Source organism: Paracoccus rhizosphaerae (assembly GCF_026162645.1).
In the GTDB taxonomy this organism is placed as follows: Bacteria; Pseudomonadota; Alphaproteobacteria; order Rhodobacterales; family Rhodobacteraceae; genus Paracoccus; species Paracoccus rhizosphaerae.
The window spans coordinates 1-26,890 of record NZ_JAOTBE010000048.1; the positions used below are offsets into that span (position 1 = coordinate 1).

Sequence of the window (26,890 nt, forward strand, 5' to 3'; positions counted from 1 at the left end):
GTTATAGCTGGACCAGTTCGTCGTGCGGTAGCGGGCGGGTGGAGGCTTACTCATGCGACCCGTCTAACCGCACGGGTTCGCGATGTGAATCGTCCCACGTCAGAGTTACGCAACAACGCCTGTCAGACGTGTCGAGCAGCGTTCATAAACCTAGGGGCTCATATCTTGCCTGCGATTATCGCGGGTACAATCGATTTCTCGGGTCCGATTATTAAGAATTGCCCCGGACTCCAGCGCCGACACTGCGTCTTCTGGGAGTTTGGTGGTGCGGGTGGAGGGACTTGAACCCCCACGCCTTGCGGCGCCAGAACCTAAATCTGGTGCGTCTGCCAATTTCGCCACACCCGCATCGAGCGTCTTCTAGCAGAGCCTTTCCGCCTGCGCGAGGGGCAATCTCAGCGATCCGGCCAATCCCGCAGGACGGCAGGCAGGGCGTCCGGAAGATCATCGGCGATCAGGCCCGAACCGTGATGCCGAGCGGCCGCCGCATGGAGCGAGACGGCCACACAGGCTGCGTTGAAGGCGGGCAAACCCCGCGCCAGAAGCCCCGCGATCATGCCCGCCAAAACGTCGCCGGCCCCCGCCGTGGCCAGCCACGGGATATTGGCGTCCGAATGAATGGCCGCCTGTCCCTCTGGCCCCGCAATGACCGTGTCCGGGCCTTTCAGCAGGACGATGGCCTTGCTTCGTTGCGCCGCAAGACGGAGAACGGACACCTTGTCCGGCCCGCCGAGCCGCGACAGCTCCTTTGCCAGGTCGGGGAAAACGCGCGCGAACTCGCCTTGGTGCGGCGTCAGCACGCAGTCTTTTGGCAAAGGCAAAGGCGCCTCGGCGAAAGCTGTCAGCGCGTCTGCGTCCAGCACCATCGGCCGGTCGGCCGCGCAGGCGGCTGGCAGCAACGCCTTGGCCCGAGGAACGCCGCAACCTGGGCCGATGCACAGCCCCCGCAGGCGTTGGTCTGACAGCATCTCCGTCAGGGCGTCGGCATCGACGATCGGGCGGCGCATCAACGCATCCGGGGGCAGGGCGTGCTCGGCCAAGGCATCCGGCGTGGGACCCAGGGTGACCAGCCCCGCACCCACGCGCAAAGCTGCGCGGGCCGCAAGCCGCGCCGCGCCGCCCGTTCCCGGCCCGCCCGCGATGACCAGCGCCGATCCGTGGCTGTACTTGTGCCCGGCACCGACGTTCTTCTTGCGAAGCCAATCCCCATTAGCCGACGCGCGCAGCCGCCTGTCTGGGATCTGGAACCGCGGCCAGAGGGCCGTCAACGTAGCAGCCTGGGTCGTCCGGAACGGCTCCAGGCCGATATCCGCGACGACGAGCTTGCCGCAGACGGTCGGGCCATGCTCCAGCAGGTGGCCGGGACGCGGGCTGTCGAAGGTGACGGTGATCGCGACGCGCAGGGCGTCCGGCGGCAGGATACCTCGCCCGACGCCCAGCACCTGGCCGCTGTCGAGGCACAGCCCGCTTGGCGCATCGACAGCCACCAGCCGCGGCCGATAGAAGCCTGCGTCACCGCCCAGGTGACGAAGCACCGCGGCGACTTCACCCTCGGGCGGCCGCGTCAGGCCTGTGCCTAAGATCGCGTCCACATAGATATCGGATGATGGGCCAGCGCGCAGGTTGGCGTAGGTCAGGGGCAGCACCGGGCCGTCCCAAGCCGCCCGTGCGGCTGCGGCATCGCTGCCGGTCCGCGTCGGGTCGCCCAGCACGCGCACGTCCCACCCCGCATCGGACAGCGCTACCGCAATGACATAGCCGTCCCCGCCGTTGTTGCCTTGGCCGCAAAGGACCGTTGCCCGTCCGGGCCTCGGCCAGCGCAGCCGGATCTGCCCGGCAACCGCCCTCCCAGCCCGCATCATCAGCTCCAGTCCGGTGACCGCGCCGCTGCCCATTGCGGCGGATTCGATGGCGCGCATTTGGGCGCAGGTGATGATTTCGGTGTCCTGCATCATCGAAACTGTTCAATCCTTGTGCTGCATGATCAAAAATTGTGCAGTTGCGCCTGGTGATGCGCAACATGACTTCCAAGATCATTCTGGCTCATTTACGCCACCAACCAAACGCGCCAATCAGACTTCAGGCAAGCCGCGAGGAAGGATCAATTGCGATGAAGAAGATCGAGGCGATCATCAAGCCGTTCAAGCTGGACGACGTGAAGGAGGCGCTGCAGGAAGTCGGCGTGCAGGGTCTTTCCGTCACCGAGGTCAAGGGCTTCGGTCGCCAGAAGGGCCATACCGAGCTGTATCGCGGCGCCGAATACGTCGTCGACTTCCTGCCCAAGGTGAAGATCGAGATGGTGCTGCCCGACGACCAGGTCGATGCCGCCATCGAGGCCATCATTGGCGCCGCCCGGACCGAGAAGATCGGCGACGGCAAGATCTTCGTCCTGCCCGTTGAACAGGCGATCCGCATCCGTACGGGCGAAACGGGCGACGACGCGGTCTGACCGCGACTGGCCACACACAGCAATCTCTGCGCCCGGCCGCCAAGGCCGCCGGGTCGCAACTACGAAGAGAGGGAAGAGATGGAAATCAAGGACGTCTTGAAGCTGATCGAGAAGGAGGAGGTCGCCTATGTCGACGTCCGCTTCACCGATCCCAAAGGCAAGCTTCAGCATGTGACGCTGGACGTTGACCTGATCGATGAGGACTTCTTCGAGGAAGGCTTCATGTTCGACGGCAGCTCGATCGCTGGCTGGAAGTCGATCGACCAGTCGGACATGAAACTGATCCTGGATCCTGCATCGGTCTATATCGATCCGTTCTACGCGGAAAAGACGCTCTGCGTGCATTGCAACGTGGTCGAGCCTGACACGGGCGAACCCTACAGCCGTGACCCGCGCGGCACCGCCGCCAAGGCCGAGGCCTATCTGAAGGCGTCGGGCATCGGCGACACCGCCTATTTCGGGCCCGAGGCCGAGTTCTTCATCTTTGACGACGTGCGCTATTCCGTCACGCCACAGAAGGTGTCGTTCCAGATCGACTCGACCGATGCCGCCTGGAACACCGACACCGAATACGAGATGGGCAACCAGGCCCACCGTGCCGGCCACAAGGGCGGCTACTTCCCGGTGAACCCGATCGACGCCGCCCAGGACATCCGCGGCGAGATGCTGTCCACCATGAAGCGCATGGGCATGAAAGTCGACAAGCACCATCACGAGGTAGCCACTGCGCAGCACGAATTGGGCCTGATCTTCGGCGGGCTGGTCGAGCAGGCCGACAACATCCAGAAATACAAGTACGTCATCCACAACGTGGCCCATGCCTATGGCAAGTCGGTCACGTTCATGCCCAAGCCCATGAAGGGCGACAACGGGTCGGGGATGCACGTCAACATGTCGATCTGGAAGGACGGCAAACCGCTCTTCGCGGGCGACAAGTATGCCGACCTGTCGCAGGAAGCCCTGTGGTTCATCGGCGGTATCCTGAAGCATGCCAAGGCGTTGAACGCGCTCACGAACCCCTCGACCAACAGCTACAAGCGCCTGATCCCCGGCTTCGAGGCCCCGGTGCTGCGGGCGTACTCGGCCCGCAACCGCTCGGGCTGTGTCCGCATTCCGTGGACGGAGTCGCCGAAGGCCAAGCGTGTCGAGGCCCGCTTCCCCGATCCGGCGGCGAACCCCTACCTGGCGTTCTCGGCGCTGCTGATGGCAGGCCTCGACGGCATCAGGAACAAGATCGATCCGGGTCCCGCATCGGACAAGGACCTCTACGACCTGCCGCCGGAGGAGCTGGCAGAAATCCCGACCGTCTGCGGTTCGCTGCGCGAGGCGCTGGAAGAGCTGGAGAAGGACATGGACTTCCTGCTGGCGGGGGACGTCTTCACCCGCGACCAGCTGCAGGGCTATATCGCGCTGAAGTGGGAAGAGGTCTACGCCTACGAGCACACGCCCCATCCGGTCGAATACCAGATGTACTACAGCTGCTGATCAGATCGGCAGAAACGGGAAGGGCGGTCGCAAGACCGCCCTTTTCGCTTATTCGGCCGCGATCCGGGTCGTGGCCGGATAGTCGGTATAGCCTTCAGCACCGCCGGCATAGAAGGTCGACGGGTCCTGTTCGTTCAGGGGCAGGCCCTGACGGAAGCGTTCGGGAAGATCGGGCGTCGCGATGAAGTCACGGCCGAAGGCCACGGCATCGGCGCGGCCGTCGTCCAGCAGCGCCTGCGCCGTGTCGCGGGTCAGGCCTTCGTTGGCGATGACGGGGCCGCCGAAGGAGTCACGGATCGCGTCCAGCAGGCTGTCGTCGGCCACCTTTTCGCGCAGGCACAGGAACGCCAGCCCGCGGCGGCCCATCTGACGGGCGACCTGCGTGAACAGGGCGCGCGGATCGCTGTCGCCCATGTCGTGCTCGTCGCCGCGCGGCGCCAGGTGCACGCCAACGCGATCAGCACCCCAGACGCCGATGACCGCATCCGCGATCTCCTCCAGCAGGCGCGTGCGGTTCTCGATGCTGCCGCCATAGGCGTCGCCGCGCTGGTTGGCGCGGTCCTGCAGGAACTGGTCGATCAGATAGCCGTTCGCGGCATGGATCTCGACCCCGTCGAAACCTGCGCGGCGCGCGTTCTCGGCGCCCTTGCGGAACGCCTCGACGATGTCCGGGATCTCGTCGGTCTCCAAAGCGCGAGGTGTCGCGTAGGGACGCTTGGGGCGCAGAAGGCTGACATGGCCGCCGGGCTTGATAGCCGACGGCGCCACCGGCAGCTGCCCGTCCAGAAGCTGCGGGTCAGAGATGCGCCCGACATGCCACAGCTGCAGGAAGATCAGCCCGCCTTGGCTGTGGACAGCCTCGGTCACGCGCGACCAGCCCTTGACCTGCTCATCGTTCCAGATGCCCGGCGTCGCCTCATATCCGACGCCCATCGGCGAGACGCTGGTCGCCTCGGTCAGGATCATCCCGGCGCCCGCACGCTGGCGATAATATTCGACCATCAGGTCGTTCGGAACGCGCGCTTCGCCAGCACGGCTGCGGGTCAGCGGCGCCATGACGATGCGGTTGCGCAGCGTCACCGCGCCAAGTGTCACGGGCTCGAACATCGACGGCATGTGAAAGACCTTTCTCTTACAATCAATGCGTCAGCAGCTGTATGCAGAGTCTGCAGATTTCAAGACGGCAGCCATGCATCACAACGGCGTCAGCCATGCAAAAGAGGCAGCCCCAAGGTTTCCCGCCGCTTCCCTCATCCGTGAAGTGCCGGTATCCGATGGGAATGGATATCGTTTTGCTGACCACCTTCACGGCCGTCCTCTTCCTGCTGATCGCGGCGGCCGAGCCGCTTGCGGCCCGCCTGTCGCTGCCCTTCAGCGTGATGCTGGCGGCGATCGGCATCCTGATCGGCGGCGGCGCGATCTTCCTGCTGCGGACCGAACTGACCGACACGCTGAACCCGATTGCCGAGAGCGTGCTGTCCCTGCCGATCAGGTCCAGCGTCTTCATGTATGTCTTCCTGCCGACGCTGATCTTCCAGGCCACGCTGGAGATGAACATCCGCCGGATGCTGGACGACTGGGTGCCGATCCTGACGCTGGCCGTGGTCGCCGTGGTGGTGGCGACCTTGACCATCGGCTTTGCGCTGTCATGGATCAGCGGCTTGCCGTTGATGGTGTGCCTGCTGATCGGGTCGATCGTGTCCACAACGGACCCCTCGGCGGTGGTCAGCATCTTCCGGTCGCTCTCCGCGCCCAAGCGGCTGGCCCGGATTATCGAGGGCGAAAGCCTGCTGAACGATGCCGCCGCCATCGCGCTCTTCGGGCTGTTCATGGGCTTTGTCATGCTGGGCGTGCCGAACCCCGACCTGGGCGAGGCCGTGGGGCGCTTTCCCGGCCTGATCATCGGCGGCGCACTGGCAGGCTGGCTGGTGGCGCGGCTGGCGTTGATCCTGATGAGCCTGTTTTCCCGGTTCGAGACCGCGCAGATCTCGGTTTCGGTGGCGGTCCCCTATCTGGCCTATATCGGCGCGGAACAGTTGGCCGGCGCGTCGGGCGTGGTGGCCGTCGTGGGGGCGGGCCTGACGCTGAACTTCATCGGGCCGGGCCGACTGGCCCCCGGCTTCTGGATCAACCTGAGAGAGGTTTGGGGCTTACTGGCGCATTGGGCCGGGGCGCTGATCTTCATTCTGGCTGCCCTGCTGATCCCGCGCCTGCTGGTCGAACTGCGGCTGAGCGACCTTGGCCTTGTGGTCGTGGTCGTCCTTGCGGCCTTTGTGGCGCGGGCGATCATCCTCTTCGGGCTGCTGCCGCTGCTGACCGGGTTGCGACTGTCGCCGCGCATCCAGCGCCCCTACCGCGTGGCGATCATGTGGGGCGGGCTTCGCGGCGCGGTGACGCTGGCGCTGGCCCTGGCCGTCACCGAAAGCCTGCGCGTGCCGGTCGAAACCAAGCGGCTGGTCGGGATCGTCGCCACGGGCTTCACGCTGTTCACGCTGATCGTCCAGGGGACGACGCTGCGGTGGGTGATCGGGCTTCTGGGGCTGGACAGGCTGTCGCCGCTGGACCGGGCGCTGTCAAACCAGGTGGTCGCCGTGGCGCTTCAGTCGGTGCGCGAAGGCGTGGCCAGCGCGACCGAGAACTATGACCTGACCCGAGAGACCGTCAGATCCGAGGCCAAGCGCTTTGGCACCCGCCTCGACGAGGCGGTCGAGCGTGCCGAGGCCGAGGACAACGCCGAGATCCTGGACCGCGACCGCATCACCCTGGGGCTGATCGCGCTGGCGGGCCATGAGCGCGAGGTGATCCTGCAGCGCTTTCGCGAACGCGCCATCTCGGCCAGGCTGTCGGAACAGGCGCTGTTCGACGCCGACCGCCTGATCGAGGGGGCGCGCTCGGGCGGCAGGACGGGATACCAGCGGGCGGCGCGGTCAAGCCTGCGCTATGGCGCGGCCTTCCGGTTCGCCGCCTTCCTGCGCAATCGACTGGGAATGCCGGGCCAGCTGGCCCGCATGACCGCCGACCGATTCGAGATGTTGCTGGCAAAGCGCCTGATCCTTCGTGATCTTCACAGCTTCATCGACGGCCGTATTCGCCGCATCCACGGCCGCCGCGTGGCCGAACTGCTGCACGAACTGCTCAACCGCCGGATCGAGGCCGTGGACACCGCGCTTGAAGGGCTGCGACTGCAGTATCCGGGCTATGCTGAAGAGCTCGAGCGTCGCTTCATCCGCCGCACCGCCCTGCGCCTTGAAGAACGCGAATACGCCGCCATGAGAGAGGATGGCCTGATCGGGTCAGAGGTCCATACCGAACTGATGGCCGACATCAACCGCAGGCGTGCCGCGACCGAGGGACGGCCGAAGCTTGACCTGGCCTTGCGCAAGAACGACCTGGTCCGACAGTTCCCCCTGTTCACCGACCTCGACGATGCCGAGATGCGGCGGCTGGCCCGAGCGATCCGCACCCGCTATGTCAACGCAGGCCACGTGATCACGCGCAAGGACACCCCGGCGCGGTCGGTCTTCTTCGTCGCCTCCGGCGCGGTCGAGCAGGAGGTCGCGGGCCAGTCCATGCGCCTGGGACGTGGTGAGATGTTCGGTCAGATGGGCGTCCTGACCAGCCGCATGAGGCGCGCCGACGTCCGCGCGATCACGCCCACCAGCCTTCTGGTCCTGGATGAGACGGACTTCCGCCGGGTGCTGAAGCGCTCTGCCGCGCTGCGCGAGGCGGTCCGCACCAGCCTGACCGGAAAGGCCGCCGGGCAAGAGGTCCTGCGCCTGCCCGAACTTCAGATTGACGCCCCGCTTGGCGAGACGCGGGCGGCGGGCTAGACAGGCGCTTTGAAGAACACGATCGAAGGGTTTCCCATGGACGCCGCCCAGACCGCCAGCCGCATCGCCCGGCAGATCGCCAACGAAATCGCGGCGACGCCCGCGCAGGTCAGTGCCGCCGCAGGCCTGCTGGATGGCGGCGCCACCGTCCCCTTCGTCGCACGCTATCGCAAGGAGGTCACGGGCGGGCTTGACGACACGCAGCTGCGCACGCTTTCGGAGCGGCTGACCTATCTGCGAGAGATGGAGGCCCGCCGCACGGCGATCCTGGGATCGATCCGGGATCAGGGCAAGCTGACCGACGATCTGATCCGCGCCATCGCGACGGCCGATACCAAGGCGGCACTGGAAGACATTTATCTTCCCTTCAAGTCCAAGCGCCGCACAAAGGCGATGATCGCGCGCGAAAACGGGCTGGAGCCGCTGCTGCGCGCGATCCAGGCGGATCCTGCGCGCGACCCGGCGGGGCTGGCCCCGGACTTCGTTCAGGGCGCCGTCGAAACCCCCAAGGCGGCCTTGGAAGGCGCGCGCGACATCCTGGTCGAGGAGCTGTCCGAGAACGCCGGAGTGCTGGGCCGGCTGCGCGACTTCATGCGGCGCGAAGCGCTGATCGCCGCCCGCGTCGTCGCCGGGAAAGAGGAGGCGGGCGCCAAGTTTAACGACTATTTCGACCATCGCGAAACCTGGGCGGGCATCCCCGGCCATCGCGCCCTGGCGATTCTGCGCGCCGCCAAGGAAGAGGTCGTGACGATCGACATCTCTCCGGACCCGGAAACCGGCACGGCGCGGGCCGAGGGGATCGTGGCGCAGGGGCTGGGGCCGCTTGGGCAGGGACCGGGTGCCGACTGGCTGCGTGGCGTGGCAGGCTGGACCTGGCGGGTGCGGCTGTCGAGCACGATGTATATCGACCTGCTGACTGAACTGCGCAAGCGGGCCCATGACGAAGCGATCCAGGTCTTCGCCCGCAACCTGCGTGACCTTCTGCTGGCTGCGCCGGCCGGGCCGCGCGCGACACTGGGGATCGATCCGGGCATCCGCACCGGCTGCAAGATCGCCGTCGTGGACCAGACCGGCAAGCTGCTGGAAACGGCGACCATCTATCCGTTCCAGCCCAGGAACGACCTGCGCGGGGCCGAGGCCACGCTGCTGGCGCTGATCGCGCGCCACGGCATCGACCTGATCGCCATCGGCAACGGCACCGCCAGCCGCGAAACCGAACGCCTGGTCGCCGACGTGCTGAAGCGCCTGCCCAAGGGCACCAAGGCGCCGACCAAGGTAATCGTGTCCGAGGCCGGGGCCTCGGTCTATTCGGCATCCGAGTTGGCCGCGAAAGAGTTTCCGGACCTTGATGTTTCGCTGCGCGGTGCGGTGTCGATTGCCCGGCGCCTGCAGGACCCGCTGGCGGAGCTGGTCAAGGTGCCGCCACAGTCCATCGGCGTCGGCCAGTACCAGCACGACGTCGACCAGCGGCAGCTGGCCAAGTCGCTGGAGGCCGTGGTTGAGGATGCCGTCAACGCCGTCGGCGTCGATCTGAACACGGCTTCCGCGCCGCTTCTGGCGCATGTGGCGGGGTTGGGGCCGTCGCTGGCGCAGGCCATTGTCGCGCATCGCGATGCGCAGGGCGCCTTCCGGTCCCGGACGGCGCTGAAGAAGGTCGCGGGCCTCGGGCCGCGCGCGTTTGAACAATGCGCCGGTTTCCTGCGCATCCGCGACGGGGACGAGGCGCTGGACGCCTCGGCCGTCCACCCCGAGGCTTATGGCATCGCGCGCCGGATCGTCGCCGCCTGCGGGCGCGATCTGCGGACGCTCATGGGCGATGGTGCGGCGCTGAAGCGCCTGAACCCTGCGGATTTTGTGACCGGCGACTTCGGCCTGCCGACCGTGCGCGACATTCTGGCCGAACTGGAGAAGCCCGGCCGCGACCCGCGCCCAGGCTTCGTTACCGCCAGCTTTGCCGAAGGGGTCGAGGACATCAAGGACCTGCGTCCCGGCATGTCGCTGGAAGGCACGGTCACCAACGTCGCGGCCTTCGGCGCCTTCGTCGACATCGGCGTCCATCAAGACGGCCTCGTCCATGTCAGCCAGCTGGCCGACCGCTTCGTCAAGGACCCGCACGAGGTGGTGAGGGCGGGCGACGTGGTCCGCGTCCGCGTGACCGAGGTGGACGTCACCCGCAAGCGGATCGGCCTGACCATGCGCAAGGACGGCGGACAGGCGGCGTCCGACCCACGGCCGAAGCCGCAGCACAAGGGCCGCGCCGTGAAGGCCGCGCCGCAGGCCGCGGGGCAGGGCGCTTTCGGCTCGGCCCTGGCCGATGCCTTGCGCAAACGATAAGGGATGACAATGCCGATCATACTTGACGATGCCGATCATCGCGCCTTCCTGATCCGGGATGCCCACCGGGCGCTGGATTTCTTTGACAACAGCGTGGCCGCTGACGGGTTCAGGACGCTGGACCACGATGGTCAACCGCTGCCCGGCACCCTGCAAGAGCTGCACACGACAACGCGGCTGGTCCATTCTTATGCGCTGGCGCAGCTGGCCGGCCGGCCGGACCGCGCCGGCGTCATCGACCGCGGCATGGAGGATCTGTGGCGTCGGCACCGCGACGCCCATCACGGCGGATATATGTGGTCGATCACGGGTGAGGGTCCCGCCGACGCCACCAAGCTGGCCTATGGCCACGTCTTCGTCCTGCTGGCGGCGTCGTCGGCACGGATGGCCGGACACCCGGATGCGGACCGGCTGCTGGACGACATCCGCGACGTTCTGGAACGCCACTTCTGGGACGAGGATGCAGGGCGTTTCCGGGACGAGCTCACACGCGACTGGCAGCCCTTCTCGACCTATCGCGGCATGAACGCCAACATGCACGGTGTCGAGGCGTTGCTGGCCGCGCACGAGGCGACGGGCGACCCGCTGTTCCTGTCCCGTGCCGGGCGCATCCTGGACTTCTTCATCGGCGGTCAGGCGGCGGCACACGGCTGGCGTATCCCGGAACATTACGATCAGGACTGGCGGCCCGACCCTGATTATGCTGGCAACCCGGTGTTCAGGCCGGCAGGCACCACGCCTGGGCACAGCTTCGAAATGGCGCGCCTGCTGCTGCACTGGTGGGACCTTGGCGGCCGGCAGTCGGACACCGCGCCGCAGCAGGCCCGCGCGCTTGTCGCGACCGCCTTGGCCGACGGATGGGACCAGGCGCGGGGCGGTCTGGTCTATACGGTCCGCGACGGCCGCGTCGACCGCGCATCACGCTACTGGTGGCCGGTGACCGAGGCCATCGGCGCGGTCGCCGCGCTGATCAAGCTGGACCCGCGGCCCGCGGACGCCGAGTGGTATCGCAGGCTCTGGGCCTTCGCCGAGCGGCACCTGATCGACCCCCGGCGCGGCGGTTGGTACCCCGAGCTTGACGATGCCGGCCAGCCGTCGGAGTCGCAGTTCGCGGGCAAGCCCGAAATCTATCACGCGCTTCAGGCGGACCTGTTGCCGCTGGTGCCCGATCTCTCGCATCACGGGGCGGCGCTGTCGCGGCTTCAACCGCTGCGGCAGGCTGACGCTCCGTCCATCAGCGGGCACCCTTGACAGGTTCGGCCAAGATTGCGAACGGTGGACGATCCGGCGAACCCGCCGCCCCGCCTTCGAGGTAGCTTCCTTGCCGAACGATACCGCGCCTGCCCAACCGCGCAGCGCCAACCCGGACCTTCGCGCCCTTGACCTGCTTGCAGGTTCGGAGGGCGCGTTCGCCCTGTCGATCTTGAACAGCTCGCCCGACTGCATCAAGCTGATCGAGCTTGATGGCCGGGTCAGCTTCATGAACAGCAACGGCGTCACCGCGATGGAGATTGCCGACGCCCGCGGCGTCGAAGACCGCCAGTGGACCGCGATGTGGCCCGAGGAGCAGCGCCCGATGATCGAGGCCGCCATCGCCGCCGCACGCCGCGGCGAGGTCAGCACCTTCGAGGCCTTCCGCGCGACCTTCGCCGGAACCCCGCGCTGGTGGCACGTTACCACCGGGCCGGTCCGGGGCGCGACGGGACAGATCGAGCGCATCGTCTCGCTGTCGCGCGACGTCACGGCCACTGTGACCGCGCGCCAGCGCCTGCAGGACGAGATCGCGCAGAAGGACGCCGCGCTGGCCCGTCAGAAGATCCTGATGGGAGAGATCGACCACCGCGTGAAAAACAGCTTTGCCGCCGTCATCGGGCTTCTGCGCCTGCAGGCGCGAAACCACGCCGGCAGCGAGGCCGGGGGCCTGCTGGCCGAGGCCGCCAGCCGCATCGTCACGCTGGCCCGTGTGCACGAGCAGCTGCACCTGGACCCCGGCGCGGGCCGGCTTGACCTGTCCGAGTATCTGCACGCGTTGGCCAAGGATCTTTGCGGCGCGCTGAACTGCCAGCTGGACGTCCAGATCGAACTGTCCGAACCGCTCCATGCCAGCCCCTCGCAGGCCGCCGCCATCGGCCAGATCCTGGCCGAGCTGATGGGTAATGCCGTCAAGCATGGCGGCACCGACCACCAGACGCGCATCGTCCTGCGCCTGACCCGGCCCGACGAGAGGCTGGTGATCTCGGTCGAGGATGACGGGCCGGGGCTGCCCGATGGTTTCGATCCCGCCCGTTCGCACGGGCTTGGTATGCAGATCTGCCGGATCTATTCCTCGGAAATGGGCGGTGACATCACGTTTCGCGCCTCGGCGCTTGGGGGTGCGGCGGTCGACGTGTCGCTGCTGATCGAGACGCCCGCCGCCCAGACCGCGGTATAAGCTGATAAACGCGCTTTGTCAGCGCAGGACACCCGGAAGACAGGAGCCGCCGATGCGGATGAAGATAGACGTGGCCCTCGACTATCGTCTGGCGTCGCCAGGCGCGGCCATCCTCGTGGTCGAGGCGGCCGGCGTCGAGGGGCAGGTGCTGTCCGACACGCGGATCGACGTGCAGGAACCCAGCCACTTCGCCCGCGTCGCAGCCGAGGAAGGCATCGGAGAGCGGATCGTCATGCGGCTCGGGGATCGCATGACCTGTACCTATTCCGCAGTTGTGCAGGTGACCCGGACGCGCCCTGACCTTGCGGAACTGGACGCCGTCCAGGTCGAGCATATGCCGGGCGATGCCCTGCGCTATCTGCTTCCCTCACGCTATTGCGAGGCCGATCGGTTCACAAACCTCGCGACCTCGCGGTTCGGGGGCCTGTCGGGCGGGGCGAAGGTGGCGGCGATGCGGGATTGGGTCGAGGCTCATCTGGACTATGTGGCTGGCGTCAGCGACGGCAACACGACAGCCGCGGACACCTACATTGAGGGACGCGGCGTGTGCCGCGATTATGCCCACCTGCTGATCGCGCTGTGCCGGGCTGCCCAGATCCCCGCGCGGATCGCCAGCGTCTATGCCCCGGCCGTCGAGCCGCAGGACTTCCACGCCGTCGTGCAGGTCTTTCTGTCCGGCGACTGGCACCTGGTCGACCCCACCGGCATGGCCCAGGCCGATGAGATGGCGCTGGTTGCCGTGGGCCGGGACGCGACCGACGTGGCGTTCCTGACGACCATCCCCGCGGCGGAACTGCTGACCCAGACGGTCGCCGTCACGCGGCTGGACTGATCAGCGCCAGCGTCAGCAGCAGAGCGCCTGCAAGGGCGACCGCGCGCCGATAGATCGCGATGCCGCGCCACAGGTGATGCACGTCCGGGTCCGGGGCTTGGCCGTTCAGCCAGGGCTCACGCGCGATGTGGTCGGCATAGACGCGGGGCCCCGACAGCCTGACCCCCAAGGCGCCCGCCATCGCGCCCTCGGGCCAGCCGGCATTGGGTGAGCGGTGCGCGGATGCGTCGCGCCAGGCGCAGCGCAGCGCCGCACCGGCGCTGCGACCTGCCGCCAAGGCGATCAGCACCGCCGACATCCGCGCCGGCACTAGGTTCGCCAGATCGTCCAGCCGCGCGGCCAACATGCCGAACGCCTCGTGCCGGGGCGTCCGATGGCCAATCATCGAATCGAGCGTGTTGATCGCCTTGTAGGCTGCGATGCCCGGCAGCCCCGCCACTGCCGCCCAAAACAGCGGCGCAAAGACGCCGTCGCTGGAGTTCTCGGCAAGGCTTTCGAGGCTGGCGCGGGTCAGCGCAGGTTCCTCTGCCTGGCTGACGTCGCGCCCGACGATCATCGCCGTGGCCTGCCGCGCCTGCGCGAGGTCCGCGCGACCAAGCGGTTCCGCGACGGCGCGTAGATGCTCGTCCAGCGACCGCGCCGCCACCAGGGGCCAGGCCAGCACGCCGGCGGCCCACGGCCCGAGCCACGCCTGCAGCGCCACGGCCGGAACGAGGGCAGCCGTCAGGACGACGGCGACGGCAACCGCGCCCTTGGCACGTCTCGCCCTGCCGATGTTCAGCGCCCGGTCCAGCGCCGATATCAGCAGGCCCAGCCAGGTTACCGGATGCCCGATCCGGCGGAACAGCGGGTCGGGCCAGCCCACCGCAGCGTCGAGGATCAGCGCCAGCACCGCCACCAGTGCCATCAAAGGTCGCCCCGGATGTTGACCGCCTCGACCGCCCAGTCGTCGTCATGCCGGGATAGTATGGTCAGCGACAGGGGCGCGACGGCAAAGGAGAGCGCGGCAGGGCCGACGACCATCGACAGCGCCGCTCGGACGGTGCCCGCGTGCGCGATCAGCAGGCTGTCGCGGTCCAGCGATCGCAGCACGGGGATCACCCGCGCCGCCATGTCGTCAAAGCTCTCGCCTTTTTCGGGGCGGTGGCGGGCAAGTTGCGCGGGCGTCAGCCTGCCCAAGTCCGGCAGCCGGTCCGGCGCCAAGTCCTCCCACCTTCCGAAATCCTGTTCCCACAGCAGCGGCTCGAACCTGTCGGGGGACAGGCCGAGGGCCTTTGCCGTCTGCCGGCAGCGCAGGGCGGGGCTGGCGATCACCTGCGACGGCGCGCCAATCCGGCCGCGCTGCCGCTCCAGTGCGGGAAAGTCGCCGCAATCAGCTGCGACGTCGCGACGTCCGACCATGCGGCCGTCCGGTATGCAGGGCGCGTGGCGCAGGATCGTCAGCCGCATCGATGCCTTGTCGGTCAGGTTCGGGGACTTCTTGGCGATCATTGCCGTCCAGGGCAAGCCCCGGCGCTTGACGCAATGCCGGCAGGCGCGCAGCCTGTGCTTGACGGGCGGGCCGGACCTGCTCTATGGAAATGAACAAGCGTTCAATAAACCGGGGAGGGGGGATCGCGATGTTCACGCGTGGCATGGAGTTCGATCTGGGCGAGGACGTGAATGCGCTGCGCGACATGGTCCACCGGTGGGCGCAGGACCGCGTCGCGCCTTTGGCGGCCGGTGTCGACAGCTCGAACGCTTTCCCCAACGACCTGTGGCCTGAGATGGGCGAGCTTGGCCTTCTTGGCATCACCGTCCCCGAAGAGTGGGGCGGCGCGGGCATGGGATACCTGGCCCACGTCATCGCGGTCGAAGAGATTGCGCGCGCCAGCGCCAGCGTCAGCCTGTCCTATGGCGCGCATTCGAACCTCTGCGTGAACCAGATCAAGCTGAACGGCTCTGACGCGCAGAAGGCGAAGTACCTGCCCGACCTCTGCAGCGGCAAGGCGGTTGGCGCGCTGGCCATGTCCGAGGAGGGCGCCGGCAGCGACGTCGTCGGCATGAAACTGCGGGCCGAAAAGCGTAATGATCGCTATGTCCTGAACGGCAATAAATACTGGATCACCAATGCGCCCGACGCGCAGACGCTGGTGGTCTATGCCAAGACCGACCCGGAAGCCGGGTCGAAGGGCATCACGGCCTTCATCGTCGAACGCGGGATGTCCGGTTTCTCGACCGGGCCGCATTTCGACAAGCTGGGGATGCGCGGATCGAATACGGGCGAGTTGATCTTCGAGAATTGCGAGATCCCGTTCGAGAACGTCCTGGGCGAGGAGGGCCGGGGCGTTCGGGTGCTGATGTCGGGGCTGGATTACGAACGCGTGGTCCTCTCGGGCATCGGCACCGGAATCATGGCGGCGTGCCTTGATGCGGTGATGCCCTATGTGGCGGAACGGCGGCAGTTCGGGCAGCCGATCGGGTCGTTCCAGCTGATGCAGGGCAAGATCGCCGACATGTATGTCGCGTTGAATACCGCCCGCGCCTATGTCTATGAGGTGGCGCGCGCCTGCGACGCCGGCAAGGTGACCCGGCAGGATGCGGCGGGCGCTGTGCTTTACGCCAGCGAACAGGCGATGGTACAGGCGCACCAGGCGGTGCAGGCGCTTGGCGGGGCCGGCTTCCTGAACGACAGCGCTGTCAGCCGCCTCTTCCGCGATGCCAAGCTGATGGAGATCGGCGCCGGCACCAGCGAGATCCGCCGCATGCTCATCGGTCGGGAACTGATGGGGCTGGTCTGATGCGCGTCCTGATCGTGCTTGCACTGTCGGCCGCGCCCGCGTTTGCGCAGGATGGCCCGGAGTTCGATCCAGCGCCCGTGACCGATTGTCTGGCGGCCGATGGTGGTCATGACTGCATCGGAGTGGCAGCAAGCGCCTGCATGGAGGGCGAGGGCGGCCACACGACGCTTGGCATGAACACGTGTCTGGCCGAGGAGCGGGATTTCTGGGACGGGCGGTTGAACGACGCCTACCGGTTTGGGATGGAAAACGCGACGCCGGACCGCGCCGACGCGCTGCGGCAGATGCAGCGCGCCTGGATCGGCTTCCGCGACGCCGCCTGCGACTATGAAGCCGCGCGCTATGAGGGCGGCAGCCTGGCAGGCACCGTTCGGGTTCAGTGCCAGATGGAACTGACCGCTATGCAGGCGATGCGGCTGGAAGCCTCGGCCAGAGAGGGGGGCTGATGGACCGGCTGCTGACCCACGCCGATTACGACCGCCTGCGCGCCGAGTTCCGGTGGCAGTTCCCGGCACGCCTCAACATGGCGGACCAATGCCTTGACCACGACCCGGTCGGCATTGCGATCATCGAACATGACGGTCAGCCGCGTCCTGTCACGATAGGTGAGCTGACCGCCATGACCGATCGGCTGGCCCACGCGCTGGCGGCCGCGCCGGGCGACCGCATCGGTATCCTCCGTACGCAGTCGGCCTGGACCGCGGCGGCTCATCTGGCGGTCTGGAAATCGGCCGCGATCTCGGTCCCGCTCTTCAAGCTGTTCGGGCCCGAGGCACTGGCGTTGCGGCTGCAGGATGCGGGCATCGCCACCGTTATCGCCGACCCGGAAGGGAGGGAGATGCTGCGGCCGTTCCCGGAACTGCGGGTCGTCGTCCCCGAGGACGGGCTGCCGGAGACCGCTGGTTTTCCCACACGGTCAACGGGACCGGACGATCCTGCGGTGATCATCTATACATCGGGGACCACCGGAGCACCAAAGGGGGCGCTGCATGGCCACCGCGTGTTGACCGGCCATCTGCCCGGCGTCGAGATGAGCCACGATCTGCTGGGCCAGCCCGGTGACGTGATCTGGACCCCTGCCGACTGGGCCTGGATCGGCGGGCTGTTCGACGTGGCGATGCCGGCCCTTGCACTAGGCGTGCCGGTCGTGGCGGCGCGAATGCCCAAGTTCGATCCGGCCGCGGTGTCGCGGCTGATCGACGATTGCGCGATCCGGAACGTCTTCTTCCCGCCGACGGCGCTGAAGATGCTGAAGGCCGCCGACGTCAGGGTGCCGGGGCTGCGCAGCGTGGCGTCGGGGGGCGAGACACTGGGCGCCGAGATGCTCAACTGGGGGCGTGATGCCTTTGGGCTGACGATCAACGAATTCTACGGCCAGACAGAGTGCAACATGGTCGCCTCGGGCAGCGGGGCGATGTTTGCCGAACGCCCCGGCGCGATCGGCCGCGCGGTGCCAGGCTTCGACGTCCAGGTCGTCGACAGCGACGGGCGGCCCACCGATGGCGAGGGCGACATCGCGGTCAGGCGCGGCGCCGGCAGCATGATGCTGGGCTACTGGCAGAAGCCTGATGAGACGGCGGCCAAGTTCCGCGGCGACTGGATGATCACTGGCGACAGGGGCATCATCGAGGACGGCCATATCCGCTTCGTCGGGCGCGACGACGACGTCATCACCTCGGCCGGCTATCGCATCGGCCCGTCCGAAATCGAGGACTGCCTGCTGCGCCACCCGGCCGTCGCGCAGGTCGGCGTGGTCGGCAAGCCTGATCCGCTGCGGACGGAAATCGTCAAGGCCTACATCGTGTTGCGCGCAGGATTTCAGCCGTCGGACGAATTGGCGGCCGAGCTTCAGGCCCACGCCCGCAGCCAATCGGCCGCCCATTCCTATCCGCGAGAGATCGCGTTCCTTGATGCCCTGCCGATGACCGTGACCGGCAAGGTCATGCGCCGAGAGTTGCGCAAGCTGGCCACGACCGAGGAGACACCGACATGAAGCTGACGTCGTCCGCGCTGCCGTCTTCCGAGCAGTTCCGTGCCAACCGTGAGGCCCATCTGGCGCTGCTGGATACCGCGCGCCAGGCCGCCGAAGCCGCGGCCGCCGGCGGCGGGCCGAAGGCGATGGAGCGTCACACCGGTCGTGGCAAGATGCCGCCACGCGAACGGGTGGCGAACCTTCTGGACCCCGGCAGCCCCTTCCTTGAGGTCGGCGCCACGGCGGCCCACGGCCTCTATGACGGTGCAGCGCCCTGCGCGGGGGTCATAGCCGGCGTGGGGCGGGTGCACGGACAGGACGTCATGGTCGTTGCCAACGACGCGACGGTGAAGGGTGGCACCTATTACCCGATGACGGTCAAGAAGCACCTCCGCGCACAGGAGATCGCCGAGGAATGCCATCTGCCTTGCGTCTATCTGGTCGACAGCGGCGGTGCGAACCTGCCCAACCAGGACGAGGTCTTTCCAGACCGCGACCACTTCGGCCGCATCTTCTTCAACCAGGCCCGGATGAGCGCGAAGGGCATCCCGCAGATCGCCGTCGTTATGGGGTCCTGCACCGCAGGCGGCGCTTATGTGCCGGCGATGTCTGACGTCACGATCATCGTGCGGGGCCAAGGAACGATCTTCCTGGCGGGGCCACCGCTGGTCAAGGCCGCGACCGGAGAGGTCGTCAGCGCCGAGGATCTGGGCGGTGGCGACGTGCACACGCGCCTGTCGGGCGTTGCGGACTATCTGGCCGAGGATGACGCCCATGCGCTGGCGCAGGCGCGGCGCGCGATCGGCAACCTGAACCGCCGGATGCCCGACACGTTGCAATGGCAGTCGCCGGAACTGCCCGCCCATGACCCCGAGGAGATCCTGGGCGTCGTTCCCGCCGACCTGCGCACCCCCTATGACATCCGCGAGGTGATCGCCCGCGTCGTCGACGGATCGCGCTTCGACGAGTTCAAGGCCCGCTTCGGCGAGACCTTGGTGACGGGCTTCGCCCATGTCGAGGGATGCCCCGTGGGCATCGTCGCCAACAACGGCGTCCTCTTCAGCGAGGCCGCGCAGAAGGGCGCGCATTTCATCGAACTCTGCAGCCAGCGCGGCATTCCGCTGGTGTTCCTGCAGAACATCACCGGCTTCATGGTCGGTCGCAAATACGAGAACGAGGGCATCGCCCGCCACGGCGCCAAGATGGTCACAGCCGTGGCCACGACCAGCGTCCCCAAGATCACCATGCTGGTCGGCGGCAGCTTCGGCGCCGGCAACTATGGCATGGCGGGGCGGGCCTATTCGCCGCGCTTCCTTTGGACCTGGCCCAACAGCCGCATCAGCGTGATGGGCGGGGAACAGGCGGCGGGCGTCCTGGCAACCGTCCGCCGCGAAGGGATCGAGCGGCAGGGCGGCACTTGGCTGCCCGAGGAGGAGGCCGAGTTCAAGCGCCCGACTATCGAGATGTTCGAGCGGCAGTCGCACCCGCTCTATGCCTCTGCCCGGCTCTGGGACGACGGGATCATCGACCCGCGCAAGACGCGCGATGTCCTGGCGCTGTCGCTGCGGGCGTCGCTGAACGCGCCCATCGCGCCGACGCGCTTTGGCCTGTTCCGGATGTGAGCGTGACCATGGCGGATATCACTTTGCACAGAAGATACGGCGGGCGTTCAAGAAGGGGGCAGCCATGTTCGACAAGATCCTGATCGCCAACCGAGGCGAGATTGCCTGTCGGGTGATCGACACCTGCCGGCGCATGGGGGTCGCGACGGTCGCCGTCTATTCCGATGCCGACCGGGCGGCACGGCATGTGGCAATGGCTGACCAGGCGGTGCACCTGGGCGGCCCTGCGCCTGCCGACAGCTATCTGCGGGGCGATGCGATCATTGCCGCCGCCAAGGCCACTGGCGCGCATGCGATCCATCCGGGCTATGGCTTCCTGTCCGAGAACCCGGATTTCGTGGATGCCGTCGAGGCCGCCGGCCTGGTCTTCATCGGCCCATCTGCCCAAGCCATCCGCGCCATGGGCCTGAAGGACGCGGCCAAGGCGCTGATGGAGGAGGCGGGCGTTCCCGTCGTTCCGGGTTACCATGGTTCCGACCAAGACCCGGCGCGTCTGGCGCAGGCTGCCGACCAGATCGGCTATCCCGTGCTGATCAAGGCGGTGGCCGGTGGCGGCGGCAAGGGCATGCGGCAGGTCGACAGCCCCGCGAAGTTCCCCGAGGCGCTGGAATCGGCGCAGTCCGAGGCCCGGAAGGCCTTTGGCAACGCTGACGTCCTGGTCGAGAAATACGTCCAGTCGCCACGCCATATCGAGGTTCAGGTCTTCGGCGACGGCACCCGGGCCGTGCACCTGTTCGAGCGAGACTGTTCCTTGCAGCGACGCCACCAGAAGGTCATCGAAGAAGCGCCGGCCCCCGGCATGACGCCCCAGATGCGCGATGCGATGGGACAGGCGGCTGTCAGGGCAGCCGAGGCGATCGGCTATGCCGGCGCAGGCACGATCGAGTTCATCGTCGACGGCAGCGACGGCCTGCGGCCTGACCGGTTCTGGTTCATGGAAATGAACACCCGCCTGCAGGTCGAGCATCCGGTGACCGAGGCGATCACCGGCATCGACCTGGTCGAATGGCAGCTGCGCGTGGCCAGCGGCGAAAGTCTTCCAGCGCGTCAGGAAGACCTCACCATCCGCGGCCACGCCTTCGAGGCGCGGCTCTATGCCGAGGATGTGCCGGCGGGCTTCCTGCCCGCGACCGGGCGACTGGCCCATCTGCATTTCCCACAAGGTGCGCGGATCGAGACGGGTGTCCGGCCCGGAGACAGCATCAGCCCTTGGTACGATCCCATGATCGCCAAGGTGGTGACGCATGGGGCGACACGTGCGGTGGCCTTGCGGGCGCTGGAACAGGCGCTGGTCGATACCGAGGTCGCAGGCTCGGTCACGAACCTTGATTTCCTGATCGCGTTGGCGCGGCATGACGGTTTCCGCCGCGGTCAGGTCGACACCGGCCTGATCGCCCGTGACCTGGACACGCTAATCGCGGATTCGGCGCCAGATGCTCGGGCGCTGGTGCTGGGGGTCGTTGGGCTCGCGGGGCTGGCCGATCCTGCGGTTCGTGGCGGCGCGACGCTGTGGCAGCCTCTGCGGCGGACGGTGGCCTGGGACGGCGGACAGGCCGTGCTGGAGGTTCTGGGCCCCGGTGTCGCGCGCGTGACGCTGGACCGGTCGCATGAGGTGCGCTGGCAGGGCGACCGCTGGTGGGTCGACGGCGATCTCTGCCGTGAACGCATCGTCAGCCACGGGGCAGGGGTCAGCGTCTTCGGCGGCCGCACCGTGCATCTGACGGCGCTTGATCCGCTGGCGCGCACCGGCGCCGACGATGCGGGCGATGGGCTGACCCGCTCTCCGATGCCCGGTCTGGTCAAGGCCGTCCATGTCACGCAGGGGCAGCAGGTGGCGGCCGGCGACAGGCTGGTCGTGCTGGAAGCCATGAAGATGGAGCACAGCCTGACCGCGTCCCGCGACGGCCTGGTGGCCGAGGTTCTGGCCGCGGCCGGCGATCAGGTTGAGGCCGGCGCACCGCTGATCCGCCTGGAGGCCGTCGATGACTGAGCGCGTCGAGATCTTCGAGATGGGCCCGCGCGACGGGCTGCAGAACGAAAAGCGGCTGATCCCTGCGGCGCAGAAGATTGCGCTGGTGGACTTGTTGTCGCAGGGGGGCTTCCGTCGCATCGAGGTGACAAGCTTCGTGTCGCCCAAATGGGTGCCGCAGCTGGCCGACGCGGCCGAGGTCATGGCTGGTATGACGCGCGCCCCGGGCATTCGCTATGCCGTCCTGACGCCGAACCTGCGCGGGTATCAAGCCGCGCGGGCCGCTGGCGCCGACGAGGTTGCGATTTTCGCCAGCGCGTCCGAAGGCTTCAGCCGCGCGAACCTGAACGCCTCGATCGCAGAAAGCCTCGAGCGCCTAGCCCCTGTGGCCGAGGCCGCACAGGCAGACGGGATCGCATTGCGGGGCTATGTCAGCGTGGTCACGGACTGCCCCTTCGACGGACCCACGCCGCCGGCTCAGGTCGCCAGGGTCGCCGCCGCCCTGCGGGACATGGGGTGTGCCGAGATCAGCCTTGGAGACACCATCGGCCAAGGCCGCCCCGAAACTGTCGATGCCATGCTGTCGGCGGTCCTGGACGAGCTTCCAGCAGACCGGCTGGCAGGCCATTTCCACGACACGGCGGGCCGGGCGCTGGACAATGTCGATGCCAGTCTGGCGCGGGGCCTGAGGATCTTCGATGCGGCCGTCGGCGGTCTGGGGGGCTGCCCCTATGCGCCGGGTGCGGCGGGCAACGTCGCGACCGAGACGCTGGCGGCGCATCTGTCGGCCTGCGGCTTCGTACATGGGCTGAACATGCACATCATCCGGCGCGCGGCCGACATGGCGCGCGCCTTGCGGGGGAATGCCGATGCCTGAGACAATCCGGATCGAGACCGACGCGCGCGGCATCGCAACGCTGTGGCTGGCGCGGCCCCAAAAGCACAACGCGCTGTCCCGCCAGATGATGGACGAGTTGACCGAGGCCGCGGCCGCGTTTGGCGCGGACCCGGCGGTACGGGTGGTCGTCGTGGCTGCGGAAGGCGCCAGCTTCTGCGCCGGCGGCGACCTCGGCTGGATGCGCCAGCAGATGGACGCCGATGAGGCGACACGGAGGAATGGCGCCCATGCGCTGGCCGGCATGCTGTCGGCGCTGAACCTGATGCCCAAGCCGCTGATTGCGCGCGTGCACGGCAATGCCTTCGGCGGCGGCGTGGGCATCATGTCGGTCTGCGACATCGCGATCGCCGCGACGACCGCGAAGTTCGGACTGACCGAGGTGCGGCTTGGCCTGATCCCGGCGACGATCGGACCCTATGTGGTCGCCCGGATGGGCGAGCCGATGGCGCGCCGCGTCTTCTTCTCGGCCCGGATCTTCGATGCGGCCGAGGCGGTCACGTTGAACCTTGCGGCACGCGCGGTCGCGCCCGAAGACCTCGACGCCGCGGTCGAGGCCGAGGTCGCGCCGTTTCTCGATGCCGCGCCGGCAGCCGTCGCGGCCGCCAAGGCCCAGTGCCGGTCGCTTGGCCCGGTAATCGACGACGCCGTCATCAACGACAGCGTCGATCGTCTTGTCACGGTATGGCAGGGGACCGAGGCGCCCGAGGGGATCGCCGCCTTCTTCGACAAGCGCAAGCCACGCTGGCAAGCGTGACTGGCGTTACGGCTGATGGCCCGCCGCCTGTCGGGGCGGCGGGACCATGATCAAAGGTTGGGATAGAGCGGGAAGCGACCGCAGAGTTCCGAGACTTCGGCGCGGACCTTCGCCTCGACGTCGGCATTGCCGTCTTCGCCATGCGCGGCCAGTCCGTCCACGACCTCGACGATCCAGCGGGCGATCTGCCGGAACTCGGCCTCAGCAAAGCCGCGCGTCGTGCCCGCAGGCGCGCCCAGGCGGATGCCCGAGGTAACGAAGGGCTTTTCCGGATCGAACGGCACACCGTTCTTGTTGCAGGTGATGTGCGCGCGGCCAAGCGCGGCCTCGGTCGCCTTGCCGGTCACTTTCTTCGGGCGCAGGTCGGCCAGGCACAGGTGGTTGTCGGTACCGCCCGACACGATGTCAATGCCGCCCTTCATCAGCTCGTCCGCCATCGCTTGGGCGTTCTTGACGACCTGTGCCGCATAGCTCTTGAACTCGGGGCGCAGCGCCTCGCCGAAGGCGACGGCCTTGGCAGCGATGACGTGCATCAGCGGACCGCCCTGAAGGCCGGGGAAGACGGCGCTGTTCACCTTCTTGGCGATCTCGGCGTCGTTGGTCAGAATCAGACCGCCGCGCGGGCCGCGCAGCGACTTGTGCGTGGTCGAGGTCACGACATGGGCATGCGGGACGGGCGAGGGGTGCACGCCGCCGGCCACCAGGCCCGCGATATGGGCCATGTCCACCATCAGGTAGGCGCCGACCTCGTCCGCGATCTTGCGGAAGGCGGCCCAGTCCCAGACCCGGCTATAGGCCGTGCCGCCGGCGATGATCAGCTTGGGCTTGTGCTGGCGGGCGCTTTCGGCGATCGCCTCCATGTCCAGCTGCTGGTCCTGCTGGCGCACGCCATAGCTGACCACGTTGAACCACTTGCCCGACATGTTGACTGGCGATCCGTGGGTCAGGTGACCGCCCGAGTTCAGGTCCAGTCCCATGAACGTGTCGCCCGGCTGCAGCAGGGCAAGGAACACGGCCTGGTTCATCTGGCTGCCGCTGTTCGGCTGGACGTTGGCGAATTCGCAGCCGAACAGTTGCTTGGCGCGGTCGATGGCCAGGTTCTCGGCGATGTCGACGAACTGGCAGCCGCCGTAATAGCGCTTGCCCGGATACCCTTCGGCATATTTGTTCGTCAGGACCGATCCCTGCGCCTCAAGCACGGCGCGGCTGACGATGTTTTCGGACGCGATCAGCTCGATCTCGTCGCGCTGACGCCCCAGTTCCTGAGTGACAGCCTGCGCGATGTCGGGATCGCGGCTGGCCAGAGTTTCGGTGAAGAAGCCGTTGTCGCGGGTCGGGGCGTTCATCGTCCTCGGTCCTTTCGGTTGCAGGGGCGGCGGTTGGCGTCTTCTATCGCAACGGTCGCGGTGCGAAAAGTGACAAAAGCGGCGACTCGCCGGGGCTTGTCATCGGCGCGGCCCCGCGTGATGGTGCAGGCGAACAGGAATGACGCGGTCCATGACGCCCAGGATACATTTCACGGCAAGCCATGCCGAACTGGCCCGCGAGGCGTTGACCACGCTGACCGCCCGCTATGGCGACACGCCGCTGGACCGCGCTGACGTCGTGGTGGCGCTTGGTGGCGACGGGTTCATGCTGCAGACACTGCATGTCACGCAGGGGCTGGGCGTTCCGGTCTATGGCATGAACCGCGGCACGGTGGGCTTTCTGATGAACGCCTTTGCAGACGACGACCTGCCCGCGCGGCTGGCCGAGGCCGAAGAGACCTCGATCAACCCTCTGCGGATGCGCGCGACCTGCGCCGACGGCACCTGCCACGAGGCCCTGGCGATCAACGAGGTCAGCCTTCTGCGCGAGGGTCCGCAGGCGGCGAAGCTGCGGATCCACGTCGATGGCCGCATGCGGATGGAGGAGCTGGTCTGCGACGGTGCGCTTGTTGCAACCCCGGCCGGGTCCACCGCCTACAACTATTCCGCGCACGGTCCGATCCTGCCCATCGGGGCCGAGGTTCTGGCCCTGACCGCCATTGCGCCCTTCCGCCCTCGCCGGTGGCGCGGCGCCCTGCTGCCGAAAGAGGCCGAAGTGGTGGTCGAGGTCCTGAACCCCGCCCGTCGCCCGGTCATGGCCGACGCTGACAGCCGCTCGGTCCGCAACGTGATCCGCGTCCAGATCCGAAGCGCGTCCGACATCAGCCACCGGCTGCTCTTCGATCCCGGCCACGGCCTGGATGAGCGCCTTCTGCGCGAGCAGTTCGTCTGAAGCAGCATGTCTGCAAGGCGTTCGCCCACTCACGGCTGCATCGAATTATGTGGTTGTCCGCCAACGGCGGTTGGAGGCTCAAGCGATCTATGGTCTTTGACTGGACTTAGAACCAGCCCCGATGAAGAGGTCCGCTTTCAGTCTTAGTTCATGAGGCGCCTGGGAACTATGGTCGTGGTGGCCGGCGAAGCGGTTTTGAATGGCGAAGCCGGCCATTGCACGACCTCCGGAGCTGTCGGCCGATAAGCCGGGATGAGTGCGGGCGCTTGGTATTGCAATGCTTCAGCCATTTCTCGATGACGATCCGCGCTTCGGTCGAGCTGTAGAAGATCTCCTCGGTCAGCAACTCGTCCTTGGGCTTCGCGTTGAGGCTTTGACAAAAGCTGTTCTGCTAATGCGACCCCAAGTCGACATAGGCCTTTGCACCGACGGCGGCCATTCCGTCCCAAACCGTCGTGGTGACGGACTCCGGACCATAGCATGTTGTGAATGAAGCGCTAAAGCGGGCTATGGCCGCATGCGTAGCCCTCAAGTTGCGCAGCGGACGGCCATAGCCGGGGCTCACGTCTCTATGCTGGTTTGGCGCCACACTGCTGAGCGAGATCCGGCCAAGATCAAGGCCACTATTGCGACGGCTGCCCGCGTTCTTGCAGGCATCGACATTTCCAACAACCGGCACGAGGTGCTGATCGCCGTGCCTGGCAAGTCACGCCGCCGCCGGATCACGGTGCTGAACACCGCCCACGATTATCGGCGCCTGATAGGGATCCTGCGGAGCTTCGATCTCCCGGCCAAGATCGGGCTCAATGGTCAAGGCATCGGCTTGCCGGCAACTATCACTGGCCGCTGACGTTCGCCCTCGGCGCCGCTGGTTTCGAGTTGAGGCTCGTGTCTTCCGTCGCCCTCGTCCGCACCCGGGAGGCGCTGCACAACTGCTGGGACAGTCGGAGGGACCGTGGCCCTAGTGGGGCCGCGTAAGCCCGGAGACGGCCCAAAGGATGCGCAGGTGATCCTGCGAATGCTGCAGATCGGGGCCGTCCAGGTCTTTCACGACCCGCTGGTGGCTCGCACCAGCGACACTCAGGATCTGTCGAAAACCTGCGAGATGGTCACGTGTCCCAGGACCGAACTGTAGCATCGTATCCTGACGCATCACGGTCACGTCCGTCAAGCTGGTGTAATTTCCCGGGAGGCCTGAGGGCATGATCAGGCGGCTTTCGTGGTTATGCTGAGAATGGGGTCGATCTCCTCGGTGTCGATGCGGGCGAAGGCCTC

The 26,890-nt window shown here is 67.3% G+C and carries 20 protein-coding genes, 1 tRNA gene and 2 pseudogenes; 16 read left to right on the plus strand and 7 right to left on the minus strand.

What is annotated here, in order from left to right:
- Nucleotides 1-263 precede the first annotated feature (263 nt).
- A tRNA-Leu gene (locus OC184_RS14615) sits at nt 264-348 on the minus strand.
- Between the two features lie 47 nt (nt 349-395).
- Entirely contained in the window at nt 396-1,955 is a 1,560-nt protein-coding gene (locus OC184_RS14620) for an NAD(P)H-hydrate dehydratase (RefSeq protein WP_322630209.1), read from the minus strand.
- Nucleotides 1,956-2,110: 155 nt separating this feature from the next.
- Here OC184_RS14620 and OC184_RS14625 point away from each other — a divergent pair, with 155 nt between their 5' ends.
- Both OC184_RS14625 and glnA read left to right on the plus strand, forming a co-directional pair.
- Nucleotides 2,111-2,449 (plus strand): P-II family nitrogen regulator, encoded by a 339-nt coding sequence (locus OC184_RS14625; RefSeq protein ID WP_265507921.1) that lies wholly within the window; start codon nt 2,111-2,113, stop codon nt 2,447-2,449.
- Between the two features lie 78 nt (nt 2,450-2,527).
- Entirely contained in the window at nt 2,528-3,934 is a 1,407-nt protein-coding gene (gene glnA, locus OC184_RS14630; RefSeq protein ID WP_265507922.1) for a type I glutamate--ammonia ligase, read from the plus strand.
- 48 nt (nt 3,935-3,982) lie between these two features.
- On the opposite strand, the gene OC184_RS14635 is transcribed toward glnA, so the two are convergent.
- A complete protein-coding gene (locus OC184_RS14635; RefSeq protein WP_265507923.1) occupies nt 3,983-5,050 on the minus strand; it encodes an alkene reductase in 1,068 nt (355 codons plus the stop codon).
- A gap of 164 nt (nt 5,051-5,214) precedes the next feature.
- Between OC184_RS14635 and OC184_RS14640 the strand changes: the two genes are divergently transcribed.
- The 5 genes from OC184_RS14640 (at nt 5,215) to OC184_RS14660 (ending at nt 13,361) form a co-directional block, all read left to right on the plus strand.
- On the plus strand, nt 5,215-7,764 hold the full coding sequence (locus OC184_RS14640) for a cation:proton antiporter (protein ID WP_265507924.1): 2,550 nt from the start codon (nt 5,215-5,217) through the stop codon (nt 7,762-7,764).
- 36 nt (nt 7,765-7,800) lie between these two features.
- Nucleotides 7,801-10,098: a Tex family protein gene (locus tag OC184_RS14645; RefSeq protein ID WP_265507925.1), complete on the plus strand. Its 2,298-nt coding sequence runs from the start codon at nt 7,801-7,803 to the stop codon at nt 10,096-10,098.
- Nucleotides 10,099-10,107: 9 nt separating this feature from the next.
- The gene (locus OC184_RS14650; protein ID WP_265507926.1) at nt 10,108-11,349 is read left to right on the plus strand and encodes an AGE family epimerase/isomerase; all 1,242 of its coding nucleotides are present in this window, start codon (nt 10,108-10,110) and stop codon (nt 11,347-11,349) included.
- Between the two features lie 70 nt (nt 11,350-11,419).
- A complete protein-coding gene (locus tag OC184_RS14655) occupies nt 11,420-12,529 on the plus strand; it encodes a sensor histidine kinase (protein ID WP_265507927.1) in 1,110 nt (369 codons plus the stop codon).
- A 52-nt stretch (nt 12,530-12,581) separates the two neighbouring features.
- Nucleotides 12,582-13,361 (plus strand): transglutaminase-like domain-containing protein, encoded by a 780-nt coding sequence (locus OC184_RS14660; protein ID WP_265507928.1) that lies wholly within the window; start codon nt 12,582-12,584, stop codon nt 13,359-13,361.
- Here OC184_RS14660 and cbiB read toward each other — a convergent pair.
- Together cbiB and OC184_RS14670 are read right to left on the minus strand one after the other, a co-directional pair.
- Complete coding sequence (gene cbiB / locus OC184_RS14665; RefSeq protein ID WP_265507929.1) at nt 13,345-14,268, minus strand: adenosylcobinamide-phosphate synthase CbiB; 924 nt, start codon at nt 14,266-14,268, stop codon at nt 13,345-13,347. The genes OC184_RS14660 and cbiB overlap by 17 nt on opposite strands.
- Nucleotides 14,268-14,867, minus strand: a complete 600-nt coding sequence (locus OC184_RS14670) for a histidine phosphatase family protein (RefSeq protein ID WP_265507930.1) — start codon at nt 14,865-14,867, stop codon at nt 14,268-14,270. Before OC184_RS14670 ends, cbiB begins: the two co-directional genes overlap by 1 nt.
- Before the next feature lie 113 nt (nt 14,868-14,980).
- On the opposite strand from OC184_RS14670, the gene OC184_RS14675 reads away from it, so the two are divergent.
- The 7 genes from OC184_RS14675 (at nt 14,981) to OC184_RS14705 (ending at nt 23,356) form a co-directional block, all read left to right on the plus strand.
- Nucleotides 14,981-16,141 (plus strand): isovaleryl-CoA dehydrogenase, encoded by a 1,161-nt coding sequence (locus tag OC184_RS14675; protein ID WP_265507931.1) that lies wholly within the window; start codon nt 14,981-14,983, stop codon nt 16,139-16,141.
- Nucleotides 16,141-16,587: a lysozyme inhibitor LprI family protein gene (locus OC184_RS14680; RefSeq protein WP_265507932.1), complete on the plus strand. Its 447-nt coding sequence runs from the start codon at nt 16,141-16,143 to the stop codon at nt 16,585-16,587. Before OC184_RS14675 ends, OC184_RS14680 begins: the two co-directional genes overlap by 1 nt.
- Entirely contained in the window at nt 16,587-18,134 is a 1,548-nt protein-coding gene (locus OC184_RS14685) for an AMP-binding protein (RefSeq protein WP_265507933.1), read from the plus strand. The genes OC184_RS14680 and OC184_RS14685 overlap by 1 nt, the downstream gene beginning before the upstream one ends.
- Nucleotides 18,131-19,735: a carboxyl transferase domain-containing protein gene (locus OC184_RS14690; RefSeq protein WP_265507934.1), complete on the plus strand. Its 1,605-nt coding sequence runs from the start codon at nt 18,131-18,133 to the stop codon at nt 19,733-19,735. The genes OC184_RS14685 and OC184_RS14690 overlap by 4 nt, the downstream gene beginning before the upstream one ends.
- A gap of 64 nt (nt 19,736-19,799) precedes the next feature.
- Nucleotides 19,800-21,725 (plus strand): acetyl/propionyl/methylcrotonyl-CoA carboxylase subunit alpha, encoded by a 1,926-nt coding sequence (locus OC184_RS14695; RefSeq protein WP_265507935.1) that lies wholly within the window; start codon nt 19,800-19,802, stop codon nt 21,723-21,725.
- The gene (locus tag OC184_RS14700) at nt 21,718-22,581 is read left to right on the plus strand and encodes a hydroxymethylglutaryl-CoA lyase (RefSeq protein ID WP_265507936.1); all 864 of its coding nucleotides are present in this window, start codon (nt 21,718-21,720) and stop codon (nt 22,579-22,581) included. Before OC184_RS14695 ends, OC184_RS14700 begins: the two co-directional genes overlap by 8 nt.
- A complete protein-coding gene (locus OC184_RS14705; protein WP_265507937.1) occupies nt 22,574-23,356 on the plus strand; it encodes a crotonase/enoyl-CoA hydratase family protein in 783 nt (260 codons plus the stop codon). Before OC184_RS14700 ends, OC184_RS14705 begins: the two co-directional genes overlap by 8 nt.
- A gap of 50 nt (nt 23,357-23,406) precedes the next feature.
- On the opposite strand, the gene glyA is transcribed toward OC184_RS14705, so the two are convergent.
- On the minus strand, nt 23,407-24,702 hold the full coding sequence (gene glyA / locus OC184_RS14710; RefSeq protein WP_265507938.1) for a serine hydroxymethyltransferase: 1,296 nt from the start codon (nt 24,700-24,702) through the stop codon (nt 23,407-23,409).
- Nucleotides 24,703-24,853: 151 nt separating this feature from the next.
- Here glyA and OC184_RS14715 point away from each other — a divergent pair, with 151 nt between their 5' ends.
- On the plus strand, nt 24,854-25,615 hold the full coding sequence (locus OC184_RS14715; protein WP_265507939.1) for an NAD kinase: 762 nt from the start codon (nt 24,854-24,856) through the stop codon (nt 25,613-25,615).
- Nucleotides 25,616-25,781: 166 nt separating this feature from the next.
- Here the strand turns inward: OC184_RS14715 and OC184_RS20510 are convergent.
- A pseudogene (locus OC184_RS20510) lies at nt 25,782-25,994 on the minus strand (integrase core domain-containing protein); the annotation flags it as partial.
- Between the two features lie 192 nt (nt 25,995-26,186).
- On the opposite strand from OC184_RS20510, the pseudogene OC184_RS14720 reads away from it, so the two are divergent.
- Nucleotides 26,187-26,747 (plus strand): annotated as a pseudogene (locus OC184_RS14720) (hypothetical protein); the annotation flags it as partial.
- Nucleotides 26,748-26,890 lie beyond the last annotated feature (143 nt).

What these genes read in the sequence shown, in the direction of transcription:
- OC184_RS14685 (WP_265507933.1), top strand. Translation starts at nt 16,587, where the DNA reads ATGGACCGGCTGCTGACCCACGCCGATTACGACCGCCTGCGCGCCGAG.
- OC184_RS14625 (WP_265507921.1), top strand. Translation starts at nt 2,111, where the DNA reads ATGAAGAAGATCGAGGCGATCATCAAGCCGTTCAAGCTGGACGACGTG.
- glnA (WP_265507922.1), top strand. Translation starts at nt 2,528, where the DNA reads ATGGAAATCAAGGACGTCTTGAAGCTGATCGAGAAGGAGGAGGTCGCC.
- OC184_RS14645 (WP_265507925.1), top strand. Translation starts at nt 7,801, where the DNA reads ATGGACGCCGCCCAGACCGCCAGCCGCATCGCCCGGCAGATCGCCAAC.
- glyA (WP_265507938.1), bottom strand. Translation starts at nt 24,702, where the DNA reads ATGAACGCCCCGACCCGCGACAACGGCTTCTTCACCGAAACTCTGGCC.
- OC184_RS14690 (WP_265507934.1), top strand. Translation starts at nt 18,131, where the DNA reads ATGAAGCTGACGTCGTCCGCGCTGCCGTCTTCCGAGCAGTTCCGTGCC.
- OC184_RS14675 (WP_265507931.1), top strand. Translation starts at nt 14,981, where the DNA reads ATGTTCACGCGTGGCATGGAGTTCGATCTGGGCGAGGACGTGAATGCG.
- OC184_RS14620 (WP_322630209.1), bottom strand. Translation starts at nt 1,955, where the DNA reads ATGATGCAGGACACCGAAATCATCACCTGCGCCCAAATGCGCGCCATC.
- OC184_RS14635 (WP_265507923.1), bottom strand. Translation starts at nt 5,050, where the DNA reads ATGCCGTCGATGTTCGAGCCCGTGACACTTGGCGCGGTGACGCTGCGC.
- OC184_RS14700 (WP_265507936.1), top strand. Translation starts at nt 21,718, where the DNA reads ATGACTGAGCGCGTCGAGATCTTCGAGATGGGCCCGCGCGACGGGCTG.
- OC184_RS14650 (WP_265507926.1), top strand. Translation starts at nt 10,108, where the DNA reads ATGCCGATCATACTTGACGATGCCGATCATCGCGCCTTCCTGATCCGG.
- OC184_RS14715 (WP_265507939.1), top strand. Translation starts at nt 24,854, where the DNA reads ATGACGCCCAGGATACATTTCACGGCAAGCCATGCCGAACTGGCCCGC.
- OC184_RS14660 (WP_265507928.1), top strand. Translation starts at nt 12,582, where the DNA reads ATGCGGATGAAGATAGACGTGGCCCTCGACTATCGTCTGGCGTCGCCA.
- cbiB (WP_265507929.1), bottom strand. Translation starts at nt 14,268, where the DNA reads ATGGCACTGGTGGCGGTGCTGGCGCTGATCCTCGACGCTGCGGTGGGC.
- OC184_RS14705 (WP_265507937.1), top strand. Translation starts at nt 22,574, where the DNA reads ATGCCTGAGACAATCCGGATCGAGACCGACGCGCGCGGCATCGCAACG.
- OC184_RS14695 (WP_265507935.1), top strand. Translation starts at nt 19,800, where the DNA reads ATGTTCGACAAGATCCTGATCGCCAACCGAGGCGAGATTGCCTGTCGG.
- OC184_RS14640 (WP_265507924.1), top strand. Translation starts at nt 5,215, where the DNA reads ATGGATATCGTTTTGCTGACCACCTTCACGGCCGTCCTCTTCCTGCTG.
- OC184_RS14680 (WP_265507932.1), top strand. Translation starts at nt 16,141, where the DNA reads ATGCGCGTCCTGATCGTGCTTGCACTGTCGGCCGCGCCCGCGTTTGCG.